Raw genomic sequence first — 22,733 nt, 5'->3', positions numbered from 1 at the left:
ATAAAGTGAATTTATAAACTTTTTAAAGCCTTTTTGATGATTGTTTCAACAGTAGCTTCGGGATCTTCTTTGACAATCTTTTCCACTACTTTTTCTGAAGTTTTGCGAACAAATCCTAAAACTTCCAAAGCAGATAACGCTTCATCTCGATTTGTATTGTTTTGGACTACTGAAACTTCATCTAAATCGTATAACTTTAACACTTTCTCCTTTAAATCAAGTATAACTCTTTGAGCCGTTTTGTTTCCAATTCCTTTGATTGACTGAATTATACCTACATCTCCGGAGGCGATTGCATTAATAATTTGTCTGGGTTCAATAGAAGATAACATTGTTCTTGCAATGTTTGCACCAATGCCTGAAACAGACAGGAGCATTCTAAAAATTTCACGCTCTGATTTTTCTACAAAACCAAATAAAGTATGCGCATCTTCTTTGATTTGAAGATGCGTATACAATTTTATATGTTCTGCATTTGGAATTAGCGAAAAGGTATGTAAAGAAATATTTACATGATATCCAACACCGCCACAATCGATCACAACTTCTGTTGGATTTTTCTCAACTAATTTTCCTTGCAAATGTGCTATCATAATGTAATAAGTAAGTGCCAAATATAGTAAAAATGCAATAAAAATAAGACAATACTGCCGAATTCTTACCTTATATACTATTTAGCAGTTTTATTTTTTTTAAGCTCTTTTTCCTGAGCGTCAATAACTGCAATTGCGGCCATATTTACCATTTCTTCTACACTTGCTCCTAATTGAAAAATGTGAACAGGTTTACCCATTCCCATCATAATTGGGCCGATAGAATTTACTTTATATAATTCTTTTAGCAATTTATACGTAATATTTGCAGATTCTAAATTAGGGAATATCAAGGTGTTTACCTTTTTTCCTGCCAATTTAGAAAAAGGGAATTTTTCTTCCAGCATTTCTTGATTTAAAGCAAAATCTGCCTGAATTTCACCATCTACAACCATCTCAGGGTGATTTTTATGCAAATAAGCTACTGCTTCTCTTACTTTTGCAGCACTTTCGTTGCTCGATGATCCAAAGTTTGAATAGGAAACCATTGCTATTACAGGCTCAACTCCAAACATTTTGGCTGTTTTAGCAGTCATTATTGCAATATTAATTAAATCCTGAGCAGATGGATTAATATTTATAGCTGTATCTGATAAAAACATTGGTCCGCGAGAAGTAAGCATCATGTTTGCAGTGGCTACTAAAGACGCATTAGGTGCTTTTTCAATTAATTGAAGCATTGGTTTTACAACAGAAGGATAACTTCTTGAATATCCGGTAACAAGTGCATCTGCTTCTCCTTCATTTACCATCATTGCTGCGAAATAGTTTCTTTCACGCATGAATTTCTCAGCATCTAGTTTAGAAACACCTCTGCGTCCTCTTGTTTCCCAGAATGATTTTGCAAATCTGTTGCGTCTTTCTTCTTCTTGATCAGTTTTAGGATCAATGATTTCCAAATCAGCATCAAAACCTAGTTCTTGTTTTAATTCTAAAATTGCCTCTTTATTTCCTAATAAAACAGGAAAACCAATCCCATCCTCATAAACAATTTGTGCTGCTTTCAGCACATTTAATTGATCTGCTTCAGCAAAAACAATTTTCTTAGGTTCTAGTTTTGCGCGGTTAGTAATTAAACGAACCATTTTATTATCGTTCCCCATACGTTCGCGAAGCACATCTTCATAAGCTGCCCAGTCTGTAATAGGATTTTTTGCTACTCCAGATTCCATTGCTGCTTTTGCAACTGCGGGCGCTACAATGGTAATCAATCTAGGATCGAATGGTTTAGGAATAATATATTCTTGCCCAAAACCTAATTTTGTTGCACCATATGCTACGTTAACCTGCTCTGGAACTGGTTCTTTTGCCAAAATAGCTAAAGCTTTTACAGCTGCCATTTTCATTTCTTCGTTAATTTTTGTAGCTCTTACATCCAGTGCTCCTCTAAAAATATAAGGAAAACCTAATACATTATTTACCTGATTAGGAAAATCAGAACGTCCTGTAGCCATTATAACATCTTTGCGTGTTTCAACAGCCAGATTATAATCGATTTCCGGATTTGGATTTGCCATTGCAAAAACAATCGGATTAGCATTCATTGTCAATAACATTTCAGGTGACAAAATATTTCCTGATGATAATCCGATAAAAACGTCGGCACCATTTACGGCTTCTGCCAGACTTTGTGAAGGACCGTTTATTGCATATTTTAACTGCAAGTCTGATAATGCAGGATTGTCTTTTGTTAAAAGTCCTTTACTATTAAACATTAAAATATTTTCGACTTTTACGCCCAATAACACATATAAATCAGTACATGCAATTGCAGCAGATCCTGCGCCAGAAACTACCATTTTTATATCTCCGGCTTTTTTTCCAGCTAATTCAAGTGCATTAATTAAGGCTGCAGAAGAGATAATTGCAGTACCGTGCTGGTCATCGTGCATTACCGGAATGTCTAATTCTTCTACTAGTCTTCTTTCGATTTCAAAAGATTCCGGAGCTTTAATATCTTCTAAGTTTATTCCTCCAAAGGTTGGTGCAATATTTTTTACAGTCTGGATAAATTCTTCTACGTCTTTAGTTCCAATTTCAATATCAAAAACATCAATATCAGAGAAAATTTTAAACAATAAGCCTTTACCTTCCATAACTGGTTTAGAAGCTTCCGGACCAATGTCTCCAAGCCCTAAAACAGCAGTACCGTTTGATATTACGGCAACTAAATTTCCTTTTGCTGTATATTTGTATACGTCTTCAATGTTTTTTTCAATTTCTAAACACGGTTCGGCAACACCTGGTGAATATGCCAGAGATAAATCTCTTTGAGTTGCATATTTCTTTGTTGGAACTACTTGAATTTTTCCTGGAGTAGGCTTTGAATGATATAATAATGCCTCTTCTCTTTTACTGTCTTTATTCATTGTTATTAGCTTTTATTCTAGCTTACAAAGATATAAGTCTTGGTTTAAAAAGGTATGCTTTTACCGCTTTCTTTTCTTAAAATAACAATAAACAGCCTTCAGGAACAACTCAACTTACACTGAACCGCTTCTGAATAGTGATTTTTATGAATTTATATTACTGAGAAATATAAGAATTCAAATATTGGATAGTATCTTTTTGAATTTCAATTATAGCTTTAACGACATCACTGATAGAAATAATTCCTACTACAATTCCATCTTCTAAAACCGGAAGATGTCTAATTCTTTTAGTACTCATGAGCTCCATGCAGGCGTCTAAATTATCTGCCAAGGATACAGTAAAGACTGTACTTTCCATAATTTCATGTACTAAAGTTTCCTTTGATGATTTATCTTTCAGAACAATTTTTCGAGCATAATCTCTTTCAGATAAAATTCCTTTAAGAGCATGATCTTCTATAACCAGAATTGCACCTATATTCTTCTCTCCCATTTCTTTTAGCGCTTCATATACGGTATTGGAAGGAAGTACAGAATAAACATTTTTTCCTTTTGAATTTAAAATTTGATTTACTGTCATAGCTGAAAAATTTAGAACTATAAAGTTAAAAAAATAATGAATAAAACTTGCGGTGAATCTTACTTTTTAAAACATAACAAACTCATTTTAAACATAATATACCAAATTTCGCGTTTTAAGATTTTTCTGCTAAAGAAGTATACTTATTTTGATTCTTTTTTGTAGAAAAGACAGCGTTTTTAAAATACATCCTTTTATAAAATAAAAAATCCCTTNNAAGGGATTTTTTATTTTATATTATCTTCATTATAAACCGACAATAATAAATTCGCTTCGTCTGTTTTGCTGGTGTTGTTTTTCTGTACATTTTACACCGTCAGCGCATTTGTTTACTAATTGCGTTTCTCCATATCCTTTTGCTGTCAATCTGCTGCTGTTAATTCCTTTTTTTACCAGCCATTCTTTAGTAGAGATTGCTCTTTTATCAGACAAAATCATATTGTTTTCTGCTGATTGTCTGCTGTCTGTATGGGAGCGAATATCCAGCTGTACTGTTGGATATTGTTTTAATATTGCCACCGCTTTCATTAATTGTGGTTCTGATGTTTTTTTGATCGTTGCTTTTCCTAAATCAAAAAAGTTCATCGGAATGTTTAGTAATTTTGCTAAATCAGTACCAATGGCTATTGGTTTGATTGTTACTGCATTTATTTTTATTGACTTTATTACTGCGTTTTTTACCACAATGGGTTTCGCTTTCTTTTCTATCGAAACCATCAATGTTGTTTTTGCAGCTCCTCTTTTTATGATTACTGGAATTTCTTTTATTTCGTAATCGGTTTTTGATGTCTTTAAAGTATATTTTTTACCACATTTTACATTTGGGAAAATGTAGTTTCCATTTTGATCTGAAACGGCTTCAAAAACATTTTGTCGTGTTTCATCAAACAAAATCAAGCTTACTCCTGCAAGTGTTTCTTTTGTTTCTATATCTGTTATTGTTCCTGATAATTCTTGTTCGCAAATCAATTTTCGAATTTCAGTAAACCTGTAAACATCATCAAGTCCTTGTCCGTTTTCTCTGTTTGAAGAAAAGAAACCGTTTCTGTTTTTATTATTAATTATAAAAGCAAAATCATCCTGACGGCTGTTTATTGGCTCTCCAACGTTTTGTACTTCTTCAAAAGAACCGTCTTTGGCAATTTTTGAAACGTACACATCAAGACCACCTAAACCCGGGCGTCCGTCGCTGGAAAAATAAATTTCATTATCTTCTGATATAAAAGGAAATGTTTCTCTTCCTTCAGTATTTATTTCAGTGCCTAAATTTTCTGGTTTTCCATATGTTCCATCTGCATTTATACTTACTTTAAACAAATCAGACTGTCCTAAAGTTCCCGGCATATCTGATGCAAAATATAATGTTCTTTCGTCGGCACTTAATGCTGGATGCGCCACACTATATTCATCGCTGTTAAAAGGAAGTTCTTTTACTTCTTTCCATTCCTCATCAATCAATACCGCTTTATAAAGTTTTAAAAATGTAATTTTATTTTCATTCTGTTTTCTTTTACCATCTACAGAATTGTTTCTGGTAAAATACATAGTTTTTCCATCTTTGGTAAAAACAGGAGTTGACTGATTTAGGTTTACGGCCAAATTCTTTTTATGAAAAAACATTGGTTTTCCGATGCTTCCGTCTGGCATCATTTCAACAGCATACAGCGTCGAAATTGCCTTGTTTGTCCATCTAAAATTCTTCTTGATGATTGATCCGGTATCTCTTGCAGAAGTAAAAACTAATTTAGTACCTAAAATAGTACTTCCATAATCCGAATCTTTAGAATTAATTCCAGCATCTGCAATCTCAAATCTACCAGAATTTGATTTTATTTCTTCTAGATAATTTCTGTTTTTCTTAAATAAAACGGTTCTGTTATCTAAAACGGTTTTCTCGCTTAATTTTTCCAGAATTTCATCTGCTTTTTTATAGTTTCCGCTTGCTTTTAAGCATTCACAATATCTATAAAAATAATCTGCCTGTTGGTTATCATTCAACAAAAACAATTCTTCGTAATATTTTAAAGCTTGTTTTAACTCACCGATGAAGTAATATGAATTACCAAGCTTTTGGAATATTTTTTCTTCTTTGTATCCTTTTTCTACTAATTTTTCATACGATTTTACAGCATCCGCGTAAGCGTAACTATCATATTGTTTGTCAGCCTTTTTGACACTAGCGGTCTGGGCATTTACATTGAAAAAAAAGCAAATAAACAAAAAGGAATAAGCTAAATTTTTAATCTTCATATTTAATAAATTAAAAGAATCTTGGTGATGTAAGTTTATTGTAATTATTAAAAAAGTCGAAACGAAGGAAAATTTCGTGTGATCCTGAGTTGTATCTTCTTAAATTACTAGTTTCATGATCGTAACCGTATCCAACATACATTCCTTTTGTTACCTGAAAACCTGCCATTGCGCTTAAAGATGCACTCCATCGATACGCAACACCGACTACAAATTTGTCATTAAACATAAAATTTCCAGAAACATCAATTTGTAAAGGAGCTCCTTCGACCATTTTTGTTAATACTGCTGGTTTGAATTTTATGTATTCTAAATGATCCAGATTAAATACATAACCTGCAATAAAATAGTAGTTTATTTTTTCTTTGAAAATTGCAGTATCATTGTCGTCGTAGCGATTGGTTTCTACAAAATTCGGAACCGATAATCCTACGTATGCACGATCTGAATGCCAGTAAATACCTGCTCCAACATTTGGCGTGAATTTGTTGCTTAAATCTTGAAACTGCGGATCACCCTGATTTTCAAAACTCAACTTGTTTATATCTAAATTAAAAAGGTTAGCTGTTGCTTTTATTCCAAAAGACAGTTTAAACGATTCAGAAGTAGGAATACTATAAGACAAATCAGCCGAAAGTGTGTTCTCGTTTGTTGGCCCAATTTTATCGTTGACCAAAGAAACTCCTAAACCTAAATTACTGTTATTTAAAGGAGTATTTACTGAAAATGTACTTGTCTCAGGCGCTCCGTCAAGACCAACCCACTGCGTACGGTACAATCCTAAAACACTTAATACACCACGCGAACCTGCGTAAGCTGGATTAATCTCGATTGTATTGTACATATACTGCGTGTACTGAGAGTCTTGCTGCGCAGCACATACAAGTGGAAAGAAAACAAAAAATAAAATTATCTTTTTCATTTAATAAGTTTTAAAAAGAGCTTAGCAATTCTCTAAACTCTTTATTTTTTTTATTTATTGATGTATAAGTAACCCGTTAATTCGTGAGAATTTGAGTCGCTGTCTCTATATTTTAGAATGTAATAGTAAGTTCCTACTGGTAATCCGTCTGATTGTTTTACTGTTGTACGCCCTTCAGAAAAGCCTTTAAAAACTCTGTCTTCATTATTATAACGATCTATATTGAACACCAGAACACCCCAGCGATTGTAGATTTCTACAGTATTATCAGGATAACACTCTAATCCCTGAATATAAAATCTTGTGTTTTTATTGTCTCCATTTGGAGAGAATGCGTTGAAAACTTTAATTTGACAACCTTTTAGCGGCAATACTGTAGGTTTATCATCTGTGTTACTTAAATCGTCTGACTTATCTTCAACCAGAACTCCTCTTACACTATTTCCTTTTACAGTTGCCTGATTGCTTATACTTCCAGAATTAATATCTGCCTGTTTGATTACATATTGACCAACAAAATTGTTTTCATCAACTTCATTTACATCTAAATCAATTTGCTGTCCAGACATTACGATACCTGGTAAAAGATCTGTAACCATAATGTTTTTCAGCGATACATTTCCTGTATTTGTAATTTTGAACTTGTAGGTAATGGTTTCTCCGGCATTTGCAAATCCGCTTGCATTTTCATCATTAAAAATTGCTGTTTTGATGATTGCAATAGAAGGAACTTCTACAAAAACATTTAGTACAGCCGTTGCACAATTTGATGAATTTGCTTTTTCGCAAATCTGATAACTTAGTGCATAGCTTCCGCCCGGTGTATTTGGTTTCACATTAACAGTTCCGTCAATGTTAAATTCAAAATTAGAGTTGGCAGATGTATTAGAAATCACTACATCTGCAGCGTTAATTGGCGAACCGTTTAGCAAATCATTATCCAAAATGTTGACAAACTCAAGTGAACCATTTATTCCGTCAACACTTATAATTCCGTCATTTACTGCAGTAATTTGATTTGGAGTTATTACAACGCTGTTTGCAACAGTAACCTTCACTATCGCTTGGCTGCAATTTGCAGTATTTGCTGCATCACAAATTTGATATGTTAACTGATAAACTCCAGATGGTGTCTGTGATTTTACACTAACTGATCCGTCTGCATTTAATGTAAGATTTGCATTTGGAACTGTAACCGTTAAAATTAAATCAGCCGGATTTGGTTTAACTCCATTTAATAAGTCATTATCAAATATATTTAGATTTGCACTTGTATCTTTTTTAGTATCAACCGGACCTGCTTGATCGTCATTTGCTATGATGGTAAATATTGGTGATGTAACAGTTACCGTAACAGTATTTGAACTGCCGTTTGAAGGGTTTAACTTCTCACAGATGGTGTATGTTAATTCATAATCTCCAGCTGGTGCATTAGCGCCTAAAGTTATTGTCCCGTCTGGATTCAATACCAAATATCCTTTTGGATCTGGCGTTGAAGTCGTAAGCGTAACCTCTGAAGGAACTAATTTTACTCCGTTTTTAGTATCATTGTCAAAAACATTTACTCCTAAAGTCTGCGGAAGAGTGCTTGCTTTTACTGAAGCAACTGCATCTGCGTTGGCTGTAAGATTTCCTGCTGTAACTGGTACAATTATAGTAACTGAATCGCAGTTTGTCGGATTAGTATTTTCACAAATACGATATTCTACATTATAATTAGCTGCCGGAGTATTTTGTGCAACCGTAATTGTTCCGTCTGCATTTAGAGTTAATCCTGTCGGAAGAGTTCCAACAATACTCAGCGTAACTTCTCCAAGAGCTGTTCCAACAACTACAGGATTTCCGTTTAATTTATCATTTGCTGTTATCGATACTGTTTTGCCTCCATTATTTCCGTTGATTGAAGTTATAATGTCTTCAATTGCATCTATAACTTGAGCAGTCACCGTAACTTTTACAGTATTCGAACTGCAGTTTGAAGGGTTTAATTTCTCGCAGATGGTGTATATTAATTCATAATCTCCAGCTGGTGTATTAGCGCCTAAAGTTATTGTCCCGTCTGGATTCAATACCAAATATCCTTTTGGATCTGGTGTAGAAGTCGTAAGCGTAACATCTGAAGGAACTAATTTTACTCCGTTTTTAGTATCGTTATCAAAAACATTTACGCTCAAAGTCTGCGCAAGACTGCTTGCTTTTACTGAAGCAATTACGTCAGCATTGGCTGTAAGATTTCCTGCTGTAACTGGTACAATTATAGTAACTGAATCGCAGTTTGTCGGATTAGTATTTTCACAAATACGATATTCTACATTATAATTAGCTGCCGGAGTATTTGATGCAACCGTAATTGTTCCGTCTGCATTTAGGGTTAATCCTGTCGGAAGTGTTCCAACAATACTCAGCGTAACTTCTCCAAGAGCTGTTCCAACAACTACAGGATTTCCGTTTAATTTATCATTTGCAGTTATCGATACTGTTTTGCCTCCATTATTTCCGTTGATTGAAGTTATAACGTCTTCAACTGCATCGATAACTGGAGCGGTTACTGTAACTTTTACGGTATTTGAACTGCAGTTTGAAGGGTTTAATTTCTCACAGATGGTGTATGTTAATTCATAATCTCCCGCTGGTGCATTAGCGCCTAAAGTTATTGTACCGTCTGAATTCAATACCAAATATCCTTTTGGATCTGGCGTAGAAGTCGTAAGCGTAATATCTGAAGGAACTAATTTTACTCCGTTTTTAGTATCGTTATCAAAAACATTTACGCTCAAAGTCTGCGCAAGACTGCTTGATTTTACTGAAGCAACTGCATCTGCATTGGCAGTAAGATTTCCTGCTGTAACTGGTACAATTATAGTAACTGAATCGCAGTTTGTCGGATTAGTATTTTCACAAATACGATATTCTACATTATAATTAGCTGCCGGAGTATTTGGTGCAACCGTAATTGTTCCGTTTGCATTTAGAGTTAATCCTGTCGGAAGAGTTCCAACAATACTCAGCGTAACTTCTCCAAGGGCTGTTCCAACAACTACAGTATTTCCGTTTAATTTATCATTTGCTGTTATCGATACTGTTTTGCCTCCATTATTTCCGTTGATTGAAGTTATAACGTCTTCAATTGCATCTATAACTTGAGCAGTCACCGTAACTTTGACAGTATTCGAACTGCAGTTTGATGGGTTTAGCTTCTCGCAGATGGTGTATGTCAATTCGTAATCTCCCGCTGGTGCATTGGCGCCTAAAACAGCATTCCCGTTTGAATCTAAAGTCAAATATCCTTTTGGATCTGGCGTAGAAGTCGTAAGCGTAACCTCTGAAGGAACTAATTTTACTCCGTTTTTAGTATCATTGTCAAAAGCATTAATAAGTGTCTGAGCTGTGTTTGAGCCGACTACAGATCCTGCATCATCAAGATTTGCTACTAAAATTCCTGCCGTTACTGTAACTGTTGATGTAACCGTTGAGCAGTTTCCTGTATTATCGTTATCGCAAATTGTATAAGTTACGTCATAATCTCCTGCTTTTGTCCCTGCATTTACGGTGATTGTTCCGTTTGCATTTATGGTAAGTCCTGTTGGAGCTGTTCCGGTTAAAGTTACCTCTCCTGTCGCTGAACCAATTACAGCCTGAGCACCATTGAATGTATCACCCGCAATCAGCGAAGAAGTTGTTCCTCCAATACTGCCGTTTACAGGACCTAGATTTTCTTTGACAGCACAAATAACACTCCACAAAATAATATTTGAAGAATCTACAGAAGTACAGCTTCCTAAAGCAGCACTTACTTTATAACTTCCTGTTGAAGCTGTTATTTCGTCTCCGTTTTGAACTGCAGCTGGTGTTATAGTATAAGTATAAGATGGATTATAATTTGTAATAATAAATTTTCCGTTGGGATTCGCACATGTCGGCTGACTCATAACATTTAAAACAGGTTGCGACGGTGTTGAAGGCTGTGTATTAATAACTACAGTTTTTACCGGTGAATCACAACCGCCAGCTGACTTAATTATAACATTATAACTGCCTGCAATTAATCCGGATTTTGAGTTTCCTGTTTGAAAATCAACCCCATTAAAACTATATGTTTCTCCTGCATTCTGACTTGTAACTGTAATTGTACCTGTGCTAAGAGTACAAGTTGGCTGTATTACATTTACAACTGGTGTTACTGGTGTTGGTTTTGTTGACACATCAACTTTATTACTTTCTGCTGTACATACAGTTCCAGTAGTACTAGTTGAAATAACATAATATCCTGTTCCCGAGCTAAGACTGCTCCAAGTAATTGCTGCTCCTGTTCCTGATTTAGCTGCTTGTACAGCTGCATTACTTGAATTATATAATTGATAGTTAATTCCACTTACCGAAGTGCTGGAAACAATTGTTCCATTTGTTCCTGGAGAACTACAAATTGTACTCCCTATTAAAGAAAGGGCAGCAGGATTTGGTGTTGTAGAAACATTTACTTTACTACTAGTAGCGGTGCATGATGTTGTAGAATTAATCGAAATAACATAATATCCCGTTCCAGCACTAAGTCCTGTCCAATTTAATGCTGCTCCCGTACCTGATTTTGCAGATTGAACAGCAGTATTACTTGAATTATACAATTGGTAATTTATTCCGTTTACAGAAGTACTAGAACTTATTTGCCCATCTGTACCAGGAGAAACACAAATAGTGCTTCCGGTTAGAGAAAGCGCAATAGGATTTGGAGTTGTTGCAACATCTACTTTATTACTAGTTGCTGTACAAGATGTTGTCGGGTTAGCAGCAATTACATAATATCCTGTTCCCGCACTAAGACCAGACCAGATAAGCGCGGCTCCTGTTCCTGGTTTTGAAGCTAAAACGGCTGTATTACTTGAATTATACAATTGGTAATTTATACCACTTGCCGAAGCAGTAGACGAAATCGTTCCATTTGCTCCTGGCGAAACACAAATTACACTTCCTGTCAGAGATAAAGCAACTGGTGTATCTTTAGGCGTAATTGATAAGGCAACAGAATTATTAGCTGTATTATTATCAGCCATTGAAGCGGCTAGAGAAGCCGTATTTGTGTAAGATCCACTTGATTTTACTGTTGCTGTAATTTTTAAGGTAATAACAGCAGAAGCATCCAAATCTCCAATACTCCAAACTCCTGAAGCTGCATTATAAGTTCCCGTAGATGGTACCGAACTTAAATATGTAAAACCCGAAGGCAATAGATCATCTACAGATAAACCCGTGGCATTATTAACACCCAAATTACTTACTTTAATCGTAAACTCTACATTAGAATTTACACATGGCGAAGCAATATCAACAGTTTGTTTAATTTCTAAATCTGTGCATAATGTAACGGCAACTGGTTTTGACTGTGTTATAGAACCACAAACTAAAGTAGATCCTACAGAATAGGAACCTGATTTTGCTGCTACATAAGTATCCGAAGTTGCTCCCGTAATTGCAGTTCCGTTATAGTACCATTGGTAAGGCGCAAATCCAGAAGGTGTTGTCAGGGTAGCAGAACTATTAGTACATCCACCGCCTGAAACATAAGTTAAGGTTGGATCTGTTGGCTGAGCGGCAAAGTTAGAAAAGAAACCTGCCATAGAAAATCCACCGCCCTGCTGTACAATCGAAACTGTTAACTTCGCATCACTTGATATAGAAAGAATATCTGGACTTCCGATCTGAGTGTCTTCAAAATTAATTAGATACCAACCTGTTGTTCCCAATTGATGACGAGCTGCAACACCAGATTTTGTTTCAATATTTACTCCATTTACATAAACTTTTGCTGTTGCATCTTTTAGAAGCACATATCCAAAATAGGGCAGCGAACCTACACCATAATTTCTAAATTTGGCCGTTTCAATAAATTTAGAGCCACCGCATTCTGAAACTGGTGCAATGGTAGAAATATCAACTTCACAATCCTTTGCTGTACCTGAATATACTGCAACATTATTAGTTGCAAAAACCCTTGACGCTGAAAAATTAGTATTAGAAACACCATTTTTGAACGTGAAAAAATCACCTGCATTTACTAAAGTTTTATTTACAGTAGCTGTAAGTGCGCCTGTTGCCGAAAAGGTATCAACCGTAACTGTTGTATTTGCTTTTGTCGCTACTACAGTTGTCTGTTCTGCAGTATCGTTTCCTTTTCCTCTTTCTATAAAATATTCTGAACCCAATACAGCCTCTGGCGGAATTTGATTATAAGCTCCATCTCCACATCCATCAGGAGTATCAATCGCCGCTGAAGTATTCATCACAGTTATATTTGAAGACTCTACCAAAGAACCAATCGGAGCTTTAAACAAATAACTCTGACCAGCATTTAAAGTCGCTATAACAGTATTATTTAATTTAACAGACGTCCCATTAGAAATAGCCATAATGGTGTAAATAGGTCTTTGATCTCCATAATTATTAAAATTACCAAGTGATCCATCTCTGTAATATCCAATTCTGTAACGTATTCCCAATCCTGCATCACCAAAACTTGTTAATGCTGCATTTCCTTTAATATCCTTGTCACTTCCGTCTCCGCCTAAAGCATCAGATGCTACATTTCGTAAGTTTATGGATATAGCTTCGCTTCCTGTCACGATTAATCCTGCAGCATTCAAAACTTTATTTAATTCTAATGCAGGCGCGTCTTTAGGTAATCCGGCAAATCTATAAACTGCCGGCGCTCCTTTTGTCGCTGTTAAATTAGCAACCAAAGTACCGTCACTTTTAGAAACGACAACATTTACTGTAGCAGCAGAATTTGTAGCAATCACAATTTCATTTGCTTTACTAAAATACTGCCAAGGTGCAGGCGCGATGTAATGTTTAGTATAAAACTGCGCTGATGCACTAAAATTAGCTGCAAGAAAAAATAATAATAAAAAATTAAGTTTAAATAAATTAAACTTTAGAAAAGTAGAGTTACGCATAAACAACTTGAATTTGTGGAACAGAAATATCAGACGCAGCAAAACCAAATTTGATTTTATGCATTTGAGTGAAATACGAAAAAATAGAATGAGTGGATTTAAACTCTGTAAAAATCTTTTTAAGATTCTTATAAGGATTAAGCAGCGTGTGGACCATAGTCATGATAGGTTCTTACACTATTGTGTTTATAGATTAATAGTAGTTTGGAGCAACGAAAGTATGTAACACTCTAATTACTAGCTACTTTATCCGATAAACTACGCAGAAACTCGTTAAACAACATATTTTAACGACTGTTTAGCAATTTTTTAAAGACTTAAATATGAATATTTGATAATTAAATAGTTAAAATTACATCAATAATTATCAATATCTCAAATTCTTACAAATTAAACTAATAAAAATTCAATAAAAGGTAAGAAAAATACGTACGAAAAAACTCAGAAAAACAAACCTAAATAACTAAATAGCAACATGTTAATAAAAAGTAAATTTTTTGTAATTTAATATCTATTTCAAAAAATTAATATTACGTTTTAGCCCTTCAAATTTTGTTCTTTTAATTGGAGAATTTTTAAAGACAATTCGAAAAGTTTCTTCAGTTACTTCGACCCAGTCTTTTTTGGTAAAAGAAAGAATTTCTGGGTTTGCATTAAATAAAGGTTCTGAATGAGGCTTGGAAAAGCGATTCCAAGGACAAACATCTTGGCAGGTATCACATCCAAACATCCATTCATCAAATTTCCCTTTCATTTCATAGGGAATATTTTCCTTTAATTCTATAGTGTAATAAGAGATACACTTGCTGCCATCTACGACATAAGGAGCAACAATCGCCTGTGTTGGACAGGCATCAATACACGCGGTACAAGAACCGCAATGGTCTGTGGTCGCATGATCATATTCTAATTCTAAATCTAGAATAAGTTCGGCAATAAAATAAAATGAGCCCACTTTTTGCGTAAGCAGATTACTGTTTTTACCAATCCATCCTAAACCACTTTTGGCGGCCCATGCCTTGTCTAAAACCGGAGCAGAATCTACAAAAGCGCGGCCAGAAACTTCACCTATATTCTCTTGAATGGAATGGAGAAATTCCTTAAGTTTTTCTTTGATCACATAATGATAATCCTGCCCATAAGCATATTTTGAAATCTTAAAACTTTCATCATTTTGCGCTATATCAGGGTAATAATTTAGTAAAATTGACACTACACTTTTAGCATCATCTACTAACAAAGTCGGATCTAAACGTTTATCAAAATGGTTTTCCATGTACGCCATTTGACCATTTCTATTATTTTTGAGCCAATTTTCTAATCGTGGCGCTTCCTGTTCTAAAAATCCAGCTTTTGAGATCCCACAGGAAAGAAAGCCAAGTCTTTTGGCTTCTTCTTTTATAAATTTTGAGTATGTTTCTTTAGCATTAATCATCACCTCTTAGAAAAAACAACTTCAACATCAACGGGTTTTAATGTTATTAATGGATTAAACTGAATTTCTTTCCTAACAGAAGTAATCTTATATTTTTTTACAATATGAGAAACCGCCAGACACATTTCATAAATAGCAAATCCAGCTCCAATACACATTCTTGGGCCAGCTCCAAAAGGGTAAAAATACTGCATCGACTGTTTTTTTTGTTCACCAAGAAATCTCTCTGGATTAAATTCGTCAGGATTGTCCCAATATTTAGTATTACGATGAAGCTCATAAAAAGAAACTCCAATTAAAGTTCCTTTTTTTATATGGAATTCACCTAGAGTATCATCTGCAATATTTTGTCTGTCAGTTATCCATGCTGGAGGAAATAGTCGCATAGATTCGTTTAAAACAGCATTAGTATATGTCATTTTTTGAAGCTGCTCTACTACATCATTAGTTTCTGATTCAATTTTTATAATTTCATCAATAATCTTCTGCTGAACATCTGGATTGTTTCCTAATAGATGTAATGTAAAAGTTAAAGCATTTGCAGTAGTTTCATGTCCAGCAATAAATAGAATTTTTATCTCATCTATTAATTGATCAATAGACATTCCTTCACCTGTGTCTTCATAACGTGTTTCGAGAAGCATATTAAGCAAATCATTTACTTCATTATTTGAAGCATTTCTTTCTTCAATAATTTCCTTAATAATTAAATTATTCTCTTCAGCCAGTTTAAGATGTTTTTTTACCTGGCCCGTTATTGCAAACCACCAAGCTTTATGAGGAAGTCTAATTTCTTTGATTAAAAAATTTTGAACTTCTTCAATAATAAATTTTATTCGATTTAATTTTTCTTCAGCTATAGTAAATTGAAATAATGATTTAGCCACAACATTAAAAGCTAATTCACTCATTACAGGAAACAAATCAACGGTTTTATCTTCGGTTAATCCATCAAGTTCAGTCAAAATAGTTTGCTGCATGTTACCAACCAGCTGATTCATTTTTTGTTTATGAAAAGCAGGTTGAATAAGTCTTCTCTGCTTCATCCAGAACTCTCCATCAACAGTTAGAAGTCCTTTTCCTAAATATTTTGAAAGATAAACAGATTGAAATTTGGACTTGTGATAATTCTTTTGGTTTTTCTGTAAAATATATTGCGCAACTTCATTGTCCCTTGACAAAATAATGTGTCGAGAGCGCCCGATTTTAATAGAAAAAGAATCTCCGAAATTATTAAAATAAGTGGTATGATAAGGAATGGGATTTTTTCGCACTCCTTCGGCATCCAAAAAAAATCTAGTTAATGAAAGCTTTTTAGGATAATTATATTTACTGCTGTCAGACATTATTAAAGGGTTAAAACAATCCGCCTTGAATGTTTGTGTTTATCTTACCTAAATGTTTATATGCTTTATCTGTAACTTCACGACCACGAGGAGTTCGCATAATAAAACCTTCCTGAATCAAGAATGGTTCATAAACCTCTTCGATAGTTTCACTGCTTTCGCTTACTGCGGTTGCTAATGTCGAAAGTCCAACAGGTCCTCCTTTAAACTTGCTGATAATAGTAAGCAGAATTTTGTTATCCATTTCATCAAGTCCATGTGCATCAACATTAAGCGCTTTTAAAGCATAACGTGCAATTTCTAAATCAATAGTCCCATTTCCTTTTATTTGCGCAAAATCGCGAACTCTACGGAGTAAGGCATTTGCAATACGAGGTGTTCCTCGACTGCGACCTGCAATTTCAATAGCAGCATCAAGGGATATTGGCATTTTTAAAATGCTGGCACTTCTTTCCACAATTGTGGTCAAAAGTTCTGTAGTGTAATATTGTAAACGTGAAGAAATTCCAAAACGAGCACGCATAGGTGCTGTCAATAGACCTGATCTGGTGGTAGCTCCAATTAGTGTAAAAGGATTCAAATTGATTTGAACTGTCCTTGCATTTGGTCCGGACTCGATCATAATATCAATTTTAAAATCTTCCATAGCAGAATATAAATACTCTTCTACAATTGGACTCAACCGATGAATTTCATCAATGAATAAAACATCCCTTTCATCAAGATTCGTTAACAAACCAGCTAAATCTCCAGGCTTGTCAAGAACAGGACCTGAGGTAATTTTAATTCCTACTTGAAGTTCATTGGCTAAAATATTTGCCAATGTAGTTTTACCTAATCCTGGAGGACCGTGAAACAATGCATGGTCTAACGCTTCTCCTCGCTGATTTGCTGCGGCAACAAAAACTTTTAAGTTTTCTAAAACTTGATCTTGTCCGGCAAAATCATCAAATGACAGCGGACGAAGTCTTTTTTCCAGATCTAATTCTTCTGAGTTATATCCGTTTGTAGTGGGATCTAAGTTTTCATTCATTTTACAAAGATAGACAAACTAATCAGTTTGTAAAACAGTAAAGTTAGGCCTTAAGGATTTTTATAAATAAAAAAAGGCTGCTCAAAATGAACAGCCTTTAAAATATTTTTAGTGGTGTAAAACTTCTTCACCTTCTTTCATTGGTACATTTTGAGGAACAAAATCTACATCGTGATTCGGGTTACTATAGTCATACGGCCAACGGTATACATGAGGAATTTCGCCTGGCCAGTTACCGTGAATATGTTCTACTGGAGTAGTCCACTCTAAAGTTGTAGATTTCCATGGATTCTGAACTGCTTTCTTACCATAGAAAATACTACTAAAGAAATTGTATAAGAATACTAATTGGAACGCACCTCCTACAAGAGCAAATGTTGTAATTAAAACATTCACATTTTGTAAATCATCAAATAATGGGAAGTTTGTATTTGTATAATAACGTCTTGGTAAACCAGCTAATCCGATAAAGTGCATTGGAAAGAACACACCATAAGCACAAACTGCAGTAATCCAAAAGTGAATATAACCTAAGTTTTTATTTAACATTCTTCCGTACATCTTAGGAAACCAGTGGTAGATACCAGCAAACATTCCATAAAGTGCAGAGATACCCATTACTAAGTGAAAGTGAGCAATTACAAAGTAAGTATCGTGAACGTTAATATCTAAAGTACTATCTCCTAAAATGATTCCAGTTAAACCTCCAGTAATGAAAGTAGAAACCATTCCGATAGAAAATAACATAGCAGGATTGAATTGCAGATTACCTTTCCATAAAGTTGTAATCCAGTTAAAAGCTTTTACAGCAGATGGAATTGCAATCAATAAAGTAGTAAAAGTAAATACAGATCCTAAGAAAGGATTCATACCCGAAATAAACATGTGGTGTCCCCAAACAATTGTAGACAAAAATGCAATTGCAAGTATTGACATAATCATTGCTCTGTATCCGAAGATTGGTTTACGAGAATTCGTAGCCATAATTTCAGAAACAAGTCCCATTGCTGGTAAAATTACAATATAAACTTCAGGGTGTCCTAAAAACCAGAATAAGTGCTCAAACAATACAGGTGATCCACCTTGGTAATGTAAAACTTCTCCAGCGATATAAATATCAGATAAGAAGAATGAAGTACCAAAACTTCTGTCAAAAATCAATAATAAAGCTGCAGATAATAATACTGGAAATGAAATAACACCAATAATAGCTGTTACAAAAAATGTCCAGATTGTAAGAGGAAGTCTTGTCATAGACATTCCTTTAGTTCTTAAATTAATAACAGTTACAATGTAGTTTAAAGATCCCATTAAAGAAGATGCGATAAAGATAGCCATCGAAACTAACCATAAAGTCATACCAGTTCCAGATCCAGGGATCGCTTGTGGTAAAGCACTTAGTGGAGGATAGATCGTCCAACCTGCAGAAGCTGGTCCAGCTTCAACAAATAATGAACACAACATAATTACAGCAGATAAGAAAAACAACCAGTATGAAATCATATTCATAAACCCGGAAGCCATATCACGTGCTCCAATTTGAAGCGGAATAAGAAGGTTACTAAAAGTTCCACTTAAACCAGCCGTTAATACAAAGAATACCATTATAGTACCATGTATTGTAACTAAAGCTAAATAAATATCGTTGGCCATCACACCATTTGGTGCAAATTTATCTCCTAATAAAACATTAAATATTTTGAAAGATTCTTCTGGCCATGCTAACTGCATTCTAAAAAGTAATGACATAGCAATACCAATAATTCCCATAACAATACCAGTAATCAAGTATTGTTTAGCAATCATCTTGTGATCAATACTAAATATATATTTGGTAATGAAAGTGTCTTTATGATGATGTTCGTGCTCGTGATCGTGTTCGTGTCCGTGATCGTGTGCTTCTGCTGACATATATGTGTACTTTAAATTTTCTTAATAAATATTATTTCATTGCAACCTTAGCCACAACAGCTTTAACAGTATCTATAACTGTTTTAACAGTATCTTTAACAGTGCTGTCATTTGAAGCTTTAACTTCTTCAGTAGGTTTTTCAGCAGCAGCTGCTGCTTTAATATCTTGAGCTAAAGTAGTTTTTTCACTTAGCCATTTTTTATAATCCTCTGGAGAATCAACAACAACTTTCATTTGCATGTTATAATGAGAAGCTCCACATATTTTATTACATAACAATAAGTAATCAAATGTATAAGGATCTAAAGCAGTTCCACCGTTAGCAACTAATTCAATACTTTTTTCTGCTCTAAGTTTATTAATATTAGAAACTTTTTCTACCATAAAAGGCAATTCTCTATATTCTGCCGTTGTATAAGTTGGAACAAAAGCAAATTCTGTAACCATACCCGGAACACAGTTCATCTGCGCTCTAAAGTGAGGCATGTAAGCTGAGTGCAAAACATCTTGAGATCGCATTTTGAAATGTACTTTTTTACCTTTAGGAATATGTAATTCACTAACGACAATATCATCTTGAGCATTAGGATCTGACATATCAACACCTAAAGTGTTAATACCTTCAATTAAACGAACATTCGCTTTTCCTAAAACATTATCTTGTCCTGCGTATCTGGCTGTCCATTTAAATTGTTGAGCATATAATTCAATTTCAATTACATCTTCATCTTTATCAACAAACATAATGTTATTCCATGCATATAATCCATAAAGAATCAAACAAGCTAAAACAACAGATGGAATGATACTCCACATTGCCTCTAATTTATTACTATCAGCAAAGAATAATGCTTTTTTATCTTTATGACCTCTGTTTTTGAAAGAGAACCAATATAATAAACCTTGCGTAATAACCTGAACTGTAAAAATTAAAACCCAAGTAATATTCATTAAACTATCTACTAAGATACCATGCTCAGAAGCTGGAGTATGAAGTGCTAAATTACCCCATTTTAGTAAACCGTAAATTGTAAATATATAAATGAAAGCTAAGAAAGCAAACATAATATATCCTTGAATATTATTATCATTATCTGATGCAACCTGAGAATCGTCCGAAACAGATCCTACCTGAGTAAGATCAAATATCTTGGTCAATTGCCATAATGCAACTGCTAATAAAACTACAACTATAATTACCAACAAACTTGTCATCTGTTTATTTCTTTAAATATTAATAATGAAAATGTTTACTTTCTTCTATGAAAGGATTTCTTTTAGCCAACAGAGGAGCTTTAGTTAATGCAGTAAATACAACAAAAATAAATAATCCTAGGAAGAAAAGAATAGATGCAATTTCAGAAACACCAATAAACCATTTATCTCCTACTGTACCAGGCATAATCATATTAAAGAAATCAAGATAATGACCTAATAAGATTACAACACCAGCCATAACAATTATCCAGTTAAGACGTTTGAAATCTGTATTAATTAGTATTAATAAAGGGAAAACAAAATTCATAACAACAGCTCCAAAGAAAGGAAGATTGTATAATTGAATTCTTGTTATAAAATAAGTCACCTCTTCTGGAATATTTGCATACCAAATCAACATAAATTGAGAAAACCATAAGTAAGTCCAGAAAATACTAATTCCAAACATAAATTTAGCTAAATCGTGAATATGACTTGTATTTACAAATTCTAAATATCCTTTAGATTTTAAATATACAGTAACCAATGCAATTGTTGTAATACCACTTACGAAGAAAGAAGCAAATACATACCATCCGAATAATGTACTAAACCAGTGTGGGTCAAAAGACATAATCCAATCCCAAGACATAATAGACTCAGAAACTATGAAAAACACTAAAAATCCAGCAGTTTGTTTAAAATTCTTTTTATAATTCAAATCATCATTAGCCTCATCTTGAGCTAAACAATTTTTTCTAGTAGCATAACGGTATAAATTCCATCCTAACAAGAACACTGCTGCTCTAGCTATCCAAAAAGGAAAATTTAAATAACCAGATTTACCAGCAATAATAGCATCATAATTTGGATCTCCAGGAACAGTAACTCCTTTTCCTAACCATACGAAAATATGGTTAAAATGTAATCCGCATAATATTAATATGATAAAAAAGATTACAGAACCTACAGGAAGATAAGCTGTGATTCCCTGCATTACTCTAAATAAAACTGGAGACCAGCCTGCTTGAGCAACATGTTGAATCGCATAAAATGCTAAAACTCCCATTGAAAGCAGTAAAAAGAAAATACAAGCTACATATAATGCAGACCAAGGCTTGTTTTGCAATTGGTGCAATACGTGCTCAGCATGTGCTTTAGGATCATGTCCTTTAGAAACATCTCCATGACCTCCGCCTTTTACTTCATGATTAACAGCTGGAGTATGTGCTTCTTCAGACTTTACTTCATGTGCAACTTCTTCTTTTACAATAAGTGAATCTTTACCCCCAATAACTGAGTCATTATTTACAGAAATTTCGGAATGTGAATCTTTTACTTCTTTAGCAGGAGCCTCAGAAGTTTCTTCATGGTGCTCTTCTTTAGCAGATTCTTCATGTGCTACTACAGCATCACCATGTCCTCCACCGTGCTCTGATGCTTCTTTTGCAAGAAGAGTTTCCACCTCTTCAATATTTTTAGGAGCAGTTAAAAAACCATATCCAATTCCTAATATACCAACGGCCATTAGAATGATAGAAAAAGTTTTTAATTTACTTGAAAATGTATACATATCTATTACGATCAGTTTGTTCAACAATTATAATTGGCTTTTTAGTTTTAGAACATAGTCAGCAACTAACCAACGTTCGTGGGCACTTAATTGATTTGCATGTGAACCCATTGCATTTAAACCATAAGTTTCTACGTGAAAGATACTTCCTTCTGTGATAACTCTGTCTTTATAACTAGGCACTCCAAGAAATTTTTCTCTTTCAACCAACTTACCTTTACCGTTTCCAGTTGCACCATGACAACTGATACAGTAAATTTCGAAAAGCTCTTTACCTTTTCCTGAATTTCTTTCATTAGAATCCAAAGGAGATTTTAAATTAGCTTTTGCCAATTCATAACCTGCTGTTGAATTTTCATATTCATAAGGTTCAAAACCTCTATTAATAGTTCCTTCTACAGGAAGCTGCCCTTCTTTTCCTCCTTTAAATATTTTAGCCTCAGAGTAAGGTTCATAACTTACAGACTCATACATATTAGGGAAATACTGATAGTTTGGTGCCGAATTATTGTGGCAAGAAGAAACTAAAATCGTTATACCAACTAAAAGTGTTATTTTATATATCCTTTTCAT

The 22,733-nt window shown here is 34.2% G+C and carries 13 protein-coding genes; all 13 read right to left on the bottom strand.

What is annotated here, in order from left to right; translation table 11 throughout:
• Nucleotides 1-11: 11 nt before the first annotated feature.
• Nucleotides 12-593: a Holliday junction branch migration protein RuvA gene (gene ruvA / locus B0A68_RS00700; RefSeq protein WP_035685712.1), complete on the bottom strand. Its 582-nt coding sequence runs from the start codon at nucleotides 591-593 to the stop codon at nucleotides 12-14.
• A 77-nt stretch (nucleotides 594-670) separates the two neighbouring features.
• A complete protein-coding gene (locus B0A68_RS00695) occupies nucleotides 671-2,962 on the bottom strand; it encodes an NADP-dependent malic enzyme (RefSeq protein WP_035685715.1) in 2,292 nt (763 codons plus the stop codon).
• Between the two features lie 157 nt (nucleotides 2,963-3,119).
• Nucleotides 3,120-3,545, bottom strand: a complete 426-nt coding sequence (locus tag B0A68_RS00690; protein WP_035685717.1) for a CBS domain-containing protein — start codon at nucleotides 3,543-3,545, stop codon at nucleotides 3,120-3,122.
• Between the two features lie 246 nt (nucleotides 3,546-3,791).
• Complete coding sequence (locus B0A68_RS00685) at nucleotides 3,792-5,795, bottom strand: OmpA family protein (protein WP_035685720.1); 2,004 nt, start codon at nucleotides 5,793-5,795, stop codon at nucleotides 3,792-3,794.
• Between the two features lie 10 nt (nucleotides 5,796-5,805).
• Nucleotides 5,806-6,717, bottom strand: a complete 912-nt coding sequence (locus B0A68_RS00680) for a PorP/SprF family type IX secretion system membrane protein (RefSeq protein WP_035685723.1) — start codon at nucleotides 6,715-6,717, stop codon at nucleotides 5,806-5,808.
• Nucleotides 6,718-6,767: 50 nt separating this feature from the next.
• A complete protein-coding gene (locus tag B0A68_RS00675) occupies nucleotides 6,768-13,664 on the bottom strand; it encodes a T9SS type B sorting domain-containing protein (protein WP_123947462.1) in 6,897 nt (2,298 codons plus the stop codon).
• A 511-nt stretch (nucleotides 13,665-14,175) separates the two neighbouring features.
• Nucleotides 14,176-15,099, bottom strand: a complete 924-nt coding sequence (gene queG / locus B0A68_RS00670) for a tRNA epoxyqueuosine(34) reductase QueG (RefSeq protein WP_035685732.1) — start codon at nucleotides 15,097-15,099, stop codon at nucleotides 14,176-14,178.
• Nucleotides 15,099-16,445: a cytochrome P450 gene (locus tag B0A68_RS00665; RefSeq protein ID WP_035685734.1), complete on the bottom strand. Its 1,347-nt coding sequence runs from the start codon at nucleotides 16,443-16,445 to the stop codon at nucleotides 15,099-15,101. The genes queG and B0A68_RS00665 overlap by 1 nt, the downstream gene beginning before the upstream one ends.
• A gap of 10 nt (nucleotides 16,446-16,455) precedes the next feature.
• Complete coding sequence (ruvB, locus tag B0A68_RS00660) at nucleotides 16,456-17,478, bottom strand: Holliday junction branch migration DNA helicase RuvB (protein ID WP_035685737.1); 1,023 nt, start codon at nucleotides 17,476-17,478, stop codon at nucleotides 16,456-16,458.
• A 108-nt stretch (nucleotides 17,479-17,586) separates the two neighbouring features.
• The gene (locus tag B0A68_RS00655) at nucleotides 17,587-19,389 is read right to left on the bottom strand and encodes a cytochrome c oxidase subunit I (RefSeq protein ID WP_035685739.1); all 1,803 of its coding nucleotides are present in this window, start codon (nucleotides 19,387-19,389) and stop codon (nucleotides 17,587-17,589) included.
• A 31-nt stretch (nucleotides 19,390-19,420) separates the two neighbouring features.
• On the bottom strand, nucleotides 19,421-20,605 hold the full coding sequence (locus tag B0A68_RS00650; protein ID WP_035685741.1) for a cytochrome c oxidase subunit II: 1,185 nt from the start codon (nucleotides 20,603-20,605) through the stop codon (nucleotides 19,421-19,423).
• Nucleotides 20,606-20,624: 19 nt separating this feature from the next.
• Nucleotides 20,625-22,160: a cation-translocating P-type ATPase gene (locus B0A68_RS00645; RefSeq protein ID WP_035685743.1), complete on the bottom strand. Its 1,536-nt coding sequence runs from the start codon at nucleotides 22,158-22,160 to the stop codon at nucleotides 20,625-20,627.
• Nucleotides 22,161-22,187: 27 nt separating this feature from the next.
• Nucleotides 22,188-22,733, bottom strand: a complete 546-nt coding sequence (locus B0A68_RS00640; protein WP_035685745.1) for a c-type cytochrome — start codon at nucleotides 22,731-22,733, stop codon at nucleotides 22,188-22,190.

Origin of the sequence: Flavobacterium reichenbachii, from assembly GCF_002217435.1 — a bacterium.
Classification (GTDB): domain Bacteria; phylum Bacteroidota; class Bacteroidia; order Flavobacteriales; family Flavobacteriaceae; genus Flavobacterium; species Flavobacterium reichenbachii.
This window is presented reverse-complemented; position numbering and strand designations above follow the sequence as displayed.